Annotated in this window: 10 protein-coding genes; 8 read left to right on the top strand and 2 right to left on the bottom strand. The window is 62.9% G+C overall.

What is annotated here, in order from left to right:
* Positions 1 to 115: 115 nt before the first annotated feature.
* Together QZ271_RS12965 and QZ271_RS12960 are read right to left on the bottom strand one after the other, a co-directional pair.
* Positions 116 to 850 (bottom strand): hypothetical protein, encoded by a 735-nt coding sequence (locus tag QZ271_RS12965; RefSeq protein ID WP_291432138.1) that lies wholly within the window; start codon positions 848 to 850, stop codon positions 116 to 118.
* A gap of 106 nt (positions 851 to 956) precedes the next feature.
* The gene (locus QZ271_RS12960; protein ID WP_291432136.1) at positions 957 to 1,370 is read right to left on the bottom strand and encodes a hypothetical protein; all 414 of its coding nucleotides are present in this window, start codon (positions 1,368 to 1,370) and stop codon (positions 957 to 959) included.
* A 63-nt stretch (positions 1,371 to 1,433) separates the two neighbouring features.
* On the opposite strand from QZ271_RS12960, the gene QZ271_RS12955 reads away from it, so the two are divergent.
* The 8 genes from QZ271_RS12955 to QZ271_RS12920 form a co-directional block, all read left to right on the top strand.
* Positions 1,434 to 3,074, top strand: coding sequence for a M3 family metallopeptidase (locus QZ271_RS12955; protein ID WP_291432134.1), 1,641 nt, complete (start codon positions 1,434 to 1,436; stop codon positions 3,072 to 3,074).
* An 11-nt stretch (positions 3,075 to 3,085) separates the two neighbouring features.
* Entirely contained in the window at positions 3,086 to 3,220 is a 135-nt protein-coding gene (locus QZ271_RS12950) for a hypothetical protein (protein ID WP_268243911.1), read from the top strand.
* 31 nt (positions 3,221 to 3,251) lie between these two features.
* Complete coding sequence (locus QZ271_RS12945; protein ID WP_291432131.1) at positions 3,252 to 4,997, top strand: hypothetical protein; 1,746 nt, start codon at positions 3,252 to 3,254, stop codon at positions 4,995 to 4,997.
* Between the two features lie 92 nt (positions 4,998 to 5,089).
* On the top strand, positions 5,090 to 5,872 hold the full coding sequence (locus QZ271_RS12940; RefSeq protein ID WP_291432129.1) for a hypothetical protein: 783 nt from the start codon (positions 5,090 to 5,092) through the stop codon (positions 5,870 to 5,872).
* Between the two features lie 10 nt (positions 5,873 to 5,882).
* A complete protein-coding gene (locus tag QZ271_RS12935; RefSeq protein ID WP_189065187.1) occupies positions 5,883 to 6,122 on the top strand; it encodes a hypothetical protein in 240 nt (79 codons plus the stop codon).
* Between the two features lie 240 nt (positions 6,123 to 6,362).
* On the top strand, positions 6,363 to 6,566 hold the full coding sequence (locus QZ271_RS12930) for a hypothetical protein (protein WP_189065189.1): 204 nt from the start codon (positions 6,363 to 6,365) through the stop codon (positions 6,564 to 6,566).
* Between the two features lie 112 nt (positions 6,567 to 6,678).
* Positions 6,679 to 7,452, top strand: coding sequence for a Fic family protein (locus tag QZ271_RS12925; protein ID WP_291432126.1), 774 nt, complete (start codon positions 6,679 to 6,681; stop codon positions 7,450 to 7,452).
* A gap of 142 nt (positions 7,453 to 7,594) precedes the next feature.
* A partial coding sequence (locus tag QZ271_RS12920; RefSeq protein ID WP_291432124.1) for a hypothetical protein occupies positions 7,595 to 8,371 on the top strand: 777 nt, incomplete at its 3' end.

The following is an 8,371-nucleotide window of genomic DNA, read 5'->3' as shown; positions in this document are numbered from 1 at the left end:
CATTTGAAAGCAGCTTCTTAGCAATTTATAGGGCTGAATTCAGATTCTGAGCAATTTACCCTGCTGAGCAGTTACCTTCGACGTACTTAACCGCCAGTGTGCTTCACCGTGTTCATCAGCTGCCGAACGGAAGCGTGATGAGCTGCCAGAGAAAGAAGGCCAGCACGAAGAACGCCCGTGTCACCGGTGACGACGCACTCGCAAAACCGATGCAGGCCAGCAGGACCGCGAAGCTGGGGACCGGCAGGACGCTGTACGCGGTGATGAAAAACAGGATCAGGGCCAGATCCCGCCAGACGACCCTGTGCCGTGGCAGAGGTGCCAGAAAGACGACCGCGAGCGCGACTTCAAGGACCTGGGTCAGCCGCGTGAACACCTCGGCGGTGAGCGCGATGTTCGGCGGTCTGATCAGTGGGACGGTCAAGGTCGAGCTCTGGTTCAGAAGACTTGTGATGGTCTGGATGTTGTGTTGCAGCTGATCCTGCGTCAGGCCAGTCACCGGCTGGGTGGTGACCCCGATCGGGATGGTGGTTGACATGAAGTACCGCATGGTCGTCCCGTCGAGGAATTCCGGGGAGATGAACTTCCACAGCGCGGCGAACAGGAACGTGGCGCCGATCAGGTACCGGCCGGAGACGGCGAGCATGCCGCGCTGGTCGCGTGCAAAGAACGACAGGAACACAGCGCAGATCCAGTACAGCAGCAGGAAGGTGTGCCCTCCAGGCACCCACCAGTTGTTGGCGACAGGCAGGGCGGCGGCGAGGAGTACGGTAAACCAGAACACCTGCTCGTGGAGCACCTGCCGCAGGAGGATGGCCACGGCCAGGAGGCAGGCGTAGATGGTCTGCACCTGATCCCCGAAGCTGCTGTACCTTGCCAGCACGAAGAGGGTCATCAGGCCGAGCGTGGGCCACCCGTCGAGTTGATCGCAGAGGCCCGTCCACCAGCGGACCGCGTTAATGGCAGGGCGCAAGGCGCACGGACTCCTTCAGGGTGTTGGTCACGGTGAAGCGCTCAGGATCGAAAGTGAGTTCCCGGTACTCGACTTTCAGGGCGATGAGGCCGCGCGGGGCCTGCCGCAGCTCAGGGCTGCAGGCGGCCGCCTGACCGTACGCCCGCAGATCGGCTCGTGAGGGGTGCAGCATCAGGGTCTCACTGACGCCCCGGAGTGACCGGGGTCCCTCCACCTGCTGCCAGTGCCCGCTCCGGTCCAGGACGAGCAGGGAGACGCGGCGGCCCCGCTGGTCATTCACCGTGGCGTACATGCCGAAACCCCCACCCCGCCAGGCGCTGACCTGTTCGTGATGCCAGCGCCAGACATGGGCCGACGCGACCGCCGCCAGGATCAGGACTGGAACGGCCGCGAGCATCTGATCAGACGGGCAGAGGCGTGACGCAGCGGGCATGGTTGGGGTCTCGCTATACATTACGGCATGTCCACCGCACTGCAGCACCTTGACCGCCGGGCACAGGCCATCGTTGACGCGCAGCGGGCCCTGGCGGACCTCGGGCCAGGCCAAGACGCCCTGCCTGGCTGGTTCCAGGACTGGAATCAGTTGAAATGCCGGATTCAGAGCCTGTGGCTGGAGCAGATCGTCGCCCAGCACACCCGGCCGGAGCACGGGGAGACGGAGGCGCTGCACCGCCGGTTCTCGGAGCACTGGCTGCCCGAGCTTGAACGTCTCGACGGTGAGCTGCAGCGTCTGGCGCTGGCCAGTGGACTCGCGGACCTGCACCCGGCCGTGGCGGCGGCACTGGAGGAGGAACCGGAACCGTCCGCGCGCCTGCTGCAGTTGCGCGCCGCGGAGCGTCAGCTGATCAGGGACTACCAGGTGATCGTCGGGCGTCAGCAGGTGGCGTACGGGAGCGAGTCCCTGACCGTGGCGGACGCGGAGGCGCGGCTGCGATCAACGCCGGAGCGGGCAGAGCGTGAAGTGCTCTGGCGGCAGATCAAGGCAGCGGAACTGGCCTGCGCGCCTGAGCTGGACGCCCTCCTGGGGCGCCTGCTGCAGGTGAGGCAGGACATCGCGGTGGAGAGCGGTGCTCCGGACTACGCCAGTCTTCACTGGGCCAGCCGGGCAGACACCATCGCGGATACCGAGGCACTGCTCGAAGCCATCGGCGAGGTGTTCCAGAACGTGGACCTGGCGTTGCGTGACCACCGGGCCGGAGCGCTGGGCGTGCCGTCCCTACGCCCCTGGGATCTGGACGTGGCGCTCACGGCCCCCACGACCGCTGCGCTGCCCATCGAAGAGTATGTGCCGACTGCCGAACGGGTCCTGAACCGCATCGACGGTCAGTTCGGCGGGGTGGTCAGGCAGATCCGTGACCACGGCGGATTTGACCTCGCGCCCCGGCCGGGAAAACCGAACGGCAACATCTGCGCCCATGACCTCGACAGGGGGCGCTCGGTGCTCGTCTGTAACTTCTCCGGTGGGGTGGAGTCCTTCCGGGGCCTGCTGCATGAACTGGGGCACGCCGCGCACCATCACAGCCTCTCGGGTGTGCCCGGTCACGTGTTCTGGGATTTCACGGGCTTCTGGGAAGTGCAGGAGTTCTACGCCTTCGTGTTCACCTACATCGGCCTGCTGGAATTCTTTGAGGTGCAGGAGGTCAGCGCAGAGGAGCGGCAGTGGTACCTGCGCTCGACGGTGGAACGCATCATGGAACGCTTCAGTGACATTGAAGAGCGCACCCGGCTGGACCTGTGGCTCTACCAGCAGCGGCCCCCCACCACCGATCAGATCGACGCCCGGTACCGGGAACTGACCCGCACCTCCGGGGTGGACTGGAGTGGGCTGGAGGACGCCCTGAGCAAGCGGTGGCAGAAGCCTCACACCTTCAAGTACGCCTTCTACAACATCGATTACGCGGTCGCGATGCTCGCGGCGCTGCAGTTCGTGCATGCCTACCGCGAAGACAGAACGGCGGCCCTGACGCGCCTGAAGTGCAGTATGCTGCTGGGCGCAACCGTTGGAGCGCAGCGCATCTTCGCCGAGGCTGGCATCACCTTCCCGTTTCAGCGGGATCAACTGGTCCTGGCAAGGTCCGTGCTGGAAGACTGGTTGTCATAAGGGGGCTCACCATGAAGAAACTGCTTGGGTACGCTCTTGTTCTTCTGATTGGCCTGGGATCAGCGTACGCCGCTGGGACCAGAGGGCACGTCGTTCAGGCGGCAAAAGCCGCCTGCTGCATCGCGATCAATGCCGACAAGGACTGACCGCCGGCCGGCCGCTGTCACCGGGTAAGAGATGGACGTTCACGCCGTTGATCTCGACTCCTCGCAGGTCTTCCAGGACTGGTTCATCGAGCAGATCGAGCATGTTCCACCCGAGCAGATCGTGGACGCCCTGGAGGGCATCGGCTCAGACACCGCGTACATCCGGGCGCTGATCGTTTCCTACTGGCGCCGCACGCCGCAGTACGACCGGCTGCTGAAGCGGTGCCTGACCATGGGTGACGTCGTGGCCAACGAAGTGGCCAAGGGATTCGCGGTCTACCAGCGGTCGGTCAACATCATGATGGAGGGCGGCGCGCACATGCATGCCCGCCTGGCGGAGATGCGCGGCGCGCTGGCGTTCTCACTCCGGCGGCTGTCGCAGGTGCCGGTCACGGACCTGCTGATTGAGGCCCAGATTGGGATCTACCTTCCCACAGCGGTCCTGTACCTCAACGAGCAGAACTTTGAGGAGTCCCTGCAGTACGCCTCGCAGGCGCTGTTTCTGGCGGAGCAGATCAAGGGGGCCGTGTCGGTCGCCCGGACCCGGGCCTCCCTGATCTCCTGTCATTCGGCGGCCGGGCACGTGGAGACGACGATCGCCCTGGCCCAGGACGACCGCCGGCAGCAGTTCCGGTACGGATGGCGCTTCACGGAACTGGCCCTGGCCAACAGCCTGTTCCTCCTGGGCAATTACCCGGAAGCGGTCGCGACCCTGACCGATCTGACGCAGCGGGTGGACGGCGTCCATGAGCAGCGCGCCCGCTCGCTCCTGCAGCAGAAGGCGGCCTTCTGGGGGGTGGGTGGGCTGGAGGGTGACGTGTTCCCCACGCTGCCGGGTGAAGAGCCGTTCGGCTGGATGACGGAGGTCATGCGCGGGATGATGCGCGCCACCGCCCTGCCGCGTGAGGGTCGGGAAGCGGAGGAACGCGCCAGTCAGTTCGCCACCGTCATTCAGCTCTGCCGCCTCGCGGAGGATGAGGGGCGGCGGATCTACCAGTGGCAGCGCGCGTTCGCGAAATGGGCGGCGGCGACGGCCCACCTGGGCCGCGGGGAATTCTCGGCGGCGGCCGGGGCGCTCGAACGGATCGGTGACGTGCCGGCGGAACTGTTTGACCTGCGGGTGCTGTCGCTTGGCGCCGGACTGGACCTGGCGCTGACCTGGGCCGCGCCGGGGGACTGGTCCGTGGCGCGGATGGAGGCGGGGTTGCGGCAGGTGTTCGCCGAGGTCGAGGAGCGGCGGTACGCGAGTGCGCCCGGCCTGGCGCGGCTGCTGCACCGCTGGCACCCGACCGCCGCGGCGTATCTGGCGCTCATGCCGGAACCGGTCGGTGCCTGCGCCTTCGCCATCCGGGACGTGATGAAGGTGGGCCAGCAGAACGTCGTGTTTGATGACGTGGTGCTGCCGCCGGTGTACGCCTGTGATCTGGTGCTCCGGGCCCTGGATTTTGACCTGCGCCGTGATTTCTCGTTTGTGCAGAGTGACCCTGGTGGCAGCCGCCGCAAGAAGAAGGAACTGCGGCAACAGGTGGGTGAGGTCACGGTCTGGAGGCAGCCTGTCTCAGCCGTGCGGATTGCCTACGGCCTGTTGACGCACCAGAAGGAGGCTTATCACCTCCGTGCCCGTTCGGTCGTGCAGAGCTATGGTGTGCGGCCCAGCACGTCGGCGATGTACCCCATGATCGGGGCGCTTGAAGAGGTGGAGCTTGCTGTTCGCGCCCTGCTGGAAGGGTACCTGACGCCAAAAGGACTGGCTGCAAGGATGCTGGAGATCCGCTGAGCAGGCAGGCCGACAGACCTTCACATGCGGTACTCATCAAGCAGTCGCCTCCCTGTCGGCCCCTCTTTCTGTCATGACTTTACGATCCGTTCATGGGGCAAGTCCTGAACAGTGGTCAGGTGAGCGCAGCCACGCTCACCGGATTGACTCCGTCCCGTCCTTTTCCCCTCTCAAGTTCCCACCACCCACCCACCCTCCACCTCGAATTCATCCTGCCCGAATCGCTGCGCAGCGCGGCCGAGGCCCGGACACACTGCAGTCAGTTCCTCGCCGCGCTCCTCGAGACCGAACTGACGCCCGGACAGCGGGGCCGCCTGCTGTACCACCATCCGCCCGGGGCCGTCCGTGCTCCCTGTGTTCTGTCCATAGGTCGCGTTCACGGCTCTTCCCGGACGACAGGGACGCGCGGCACCGACCGCCACTGCCTGATCACCCGCATGCGCCAGTGGGGCCTGGCCGCGCGCCTGCTGACTGAGGCTGAACTGACCAGCACGCAGCGCGTCAGGAGCACCCCCGCACCACGCGGCGCCACCCTGCTGACCCTGCAGTGCGGCCCGGAAGCGACCCATCCGCACATCACCCGCGCCCTGCGCGAGGCCCTGCACAACGACGATTACGTCTACATCCTGGACTTTCAGCGTCTCTCCGGCCGTGACCTGGCGACGCAGAGCGCAAATTGCCTCTATGCCCTGAGTCTGGTGCTGCCCGGCGCCACCAGGGACGCCGCCGAGCGTGCTCAGGCCGCCCTGTTCGAGATGAACGGCGCACTGGCCCGCCGACGGACCCACCGTTGCCCCGGCGGATCCTTTCCCACCCCCGGACGACTCACCCATCCCGGCAGCATGTACACCATTGCCGATCTCATCCCCGCATGACCAGGTGCCCATGAATTCACCTCTGACGCTGTACCAGAATGCTGTGCTCCGTGCGCAGCAACAGGACTGGGATCTCGCCACGGCGGCGCTGGACGCGGCCTACCGGGCAGCTCCCCCTCTCGAACTCAGCCTGGATGACTGCCAGACCCTCAGACGCCACAGCGACGAGCTGGCCGTCGTGGGACAGCAGTTGCCCTGCCTCACCCCGACCCTCCAGTTGTTCAGCCGGTTTCTTTCTCTGTCGGCCTGAGGTGTCAAGCAACGATGCGGCGCGCACACCGGTCGACATGGGTCACAATCAGAGCGCATGAATCCTCATGACCTTGCCAACGCGGAAATGATTGACCTGCTCAGGGCCTCTCTCGAAGCGCAGGAAACGTCGCCTACCGGGCCGGACGAGCCGGAACGCCCGGAAGAACTGGAACCGGAGACGGCACCCGAGCCACCCGCTTCATGATATTCTGCGTGTAGCACGAGCAGGAGGTGTTGCATGACTGTACTGGATTCCCCGATCCTGGCCCAGGAGGCCCGGCGCAAAGCGCTTGAGCACGCCCGGCATGAAGCGCGCCTGGAAGGCCTGTCTATTGACCCTGCGTTTGAAGGTCACCTGGACGGGTACGTCCGCGGCGAGCTGAGCGCGGATGAGGTGGTCGAGCGCCTGAAGACGGCCCCACTTCCAGCCCGCCGTCCCTGACCGGCTGACCGTGGCCGCCGATCCTTACCTTCAGGAGAACGGCACCTTCAAAAACCGGCTGGGTCTCACAGACGCCGCCGAACTGCAGGCCCGCGAGACCGTCATCAGTACCGTGCGTCTGGCCCAGATGAAGCAACTGGAGCGGCCCATCGGCCGCTTCGATCTGGATCACCTGCGCGAGATCCACCGCCGCGCATTCGGCGACGTGTACGAGTGGGCGGGCAAGACCCGCGGTGAGTGGACCACCATTCAGGGCGAGCGCTTCATGCCCCCTGCGGGGCTGATGAAGGGCGGGACCCGCTTTGCCGATGGTCCCATGGTTGAGCCCTTCCTCCGGGACACCTTCCGCCAGCTGGAGCGGGACAACCAGCTGCGCGGCCTGTCCCGGCCGGAGTTCGCGGGGAAGGCTGCTGAGCTGATGGGGGACATGAACGCCGCCCATCCCTTCCGCGAAGGCAACGGCCGCACGCAACGCGAATTCATGCGCGAGCTGGGGGTGGAAGCGGGCCACCAGCTGAACTTCTCAGTGGTGAGCCAGGCGCGCATGATTCAGGTCAGCATCGAATCCGCCCGGGGAGACAACGAGGGGCTGCGCCGGATGCTGCTGGAGATCAGCGACCGCCAGGCGGTCAGGGCCTTGCAGCAGGCCGAACAGGCTCTGGAGAAGCGCGGGCAGGACTGGAATGGGCTCTACGTCGCCACCGCGAATAAAGGGCAGAACTACGCCGGTGAAGTGGCCTGGAAGGGACGTCAGCTGTCCGCCGTACAGGACGGAAGCCGGGTCATCGTGGCGCTGACACGCGAGCTGGGGCGCGGCGTGCAGGAAGGACAGAGCGTGCAGTTTACCGCGAGCGGCCGCATGCGGGAGATGGACTTGGAGCGTTAATCAAAGGAACTTGGCCCTATAATTGTTGGGAATGATAACAACATCTTCGGTTGAGATGACTCGCGCATATGTCTACTATTGGGATATATTGGGTTTTACTGCCCTGATATCCGGAGATGACGTAGAGCAACAAAATATACTCTTGAACAAAATCAAGAATGCCTTTTCCGCAGCATATCAAAAGGTCAAGCTCAATAATGGCATCTGGACTTCAAGGATTTTGACTGACAATGTTGTCATTGTCGTTGAAACAATTGAAGAAGAGGATGGGGAATTGGAAATAGGTCTATTGCTTGGGGTGATCAGCGAAATCCAATTTGAGCTTGCTTTAGAAGGGTACTTTATTAGGGGTGGCATAGACTACGATTACATTTACGTCGATGAAGAGATTATATTTGGACCGGCGTTAATAAACGCATATAGAATGGAAGCCACTTCGCTTTACCCAAGAATTGCCTTCACTGAGGCTGCTATTAAAAAATTGAGAACATATCATAAATACTATGCCTCTCCGCATTCCAATCCTATGAGAAATGCAATATTGCTTGATGGTGGGGACGGGCTCTATTTCCTGAACTATATGCGTGGATCGTATCTACCTGATATCATAGATGAGCGACTGTCCTACTATGACGGTCCTAAAGATAATGTCATAGGTTCTAATGAATTTTCAGTAATGGATTACCATAGAGACGTGATCTCGGAAAATATAAAACGTCATGCTAAACAACCAGAGGTAAGACGCAAATATAACTGGCTTGCGGGTTATCATAACAAATTCTGTGAGATTCACGGCCTTCCTGATTCTTATAAAGTCGGTACAGAAGTTTTAAATGCAGATTTCGTAACTGCTCAGCACGATAAACACGGCAAAAAACGCTTGTTCCCGTTTTGTATGAGCATAATATTTACTGCAAAT

Source organism: Deinococcus sp., assembly GCF_018260555.1.
Classification (GTDB): domain Bacteria; phylum Deinococcota; class Deinococci; order Deinococcales; family Deinococcaceae; genus Deinococcus.
Note: the sequence above shows the minus strand (reverse complement) of the source record. Positions and strands in the feature narration are given on the sequence as shown.

Coding starts and splice junctions, on each gene's coding strand:
- QZ271_RS12960 (WP_291432136.1), bottom strand. CDS start 1,370: ATGCTCGCGGCCGTTCCAGTCCTGATCCTGGCGGCGGTCGCGTCGGCC.
- QZ271_RS12955 (WP_291432134.1), top strand. CDS start 1,434: ATGTCCACCGCACTGCAGCACCTTGACCGCCGGGCACAGGCCATCGTT.
- QZ271_RS12950 (WP_268243911.1), top strand. CDS start 3,086: ATGAAGAAACTGCTTGGGTACGCTCTTGTTCTTCTGATTGGCCTGGGA.
- QZ271_RS12945 (WP_291432131.1), top strand. CDS start 3,252: ATGGACGTTCACGCCGTTGATCTCGACTCCTCGCAGGTCTTCCAGGAC.
- QZ271_RS12940 (WP_291432129.1), top strand. CDS start 5,090: ATGGGGCAAGTCCTGAACAGTGGTCAGGTGAGCGCAGCCACGCTCACC.
- QZ271_RS12935 (WP_189065187.1), top strand. CDS start 5,883: ATGAATTCACCTCTGACGCTGTACCAGAATGCTGTGCTCCGTGCGCAG.
- QZ271_RS12930 (WP_189065189.1), top strand. CDS start 6,363: ATGACTGTACTGGATTCCCCGATCCTGGCCCAGGAGGCCCGGCGCAAA.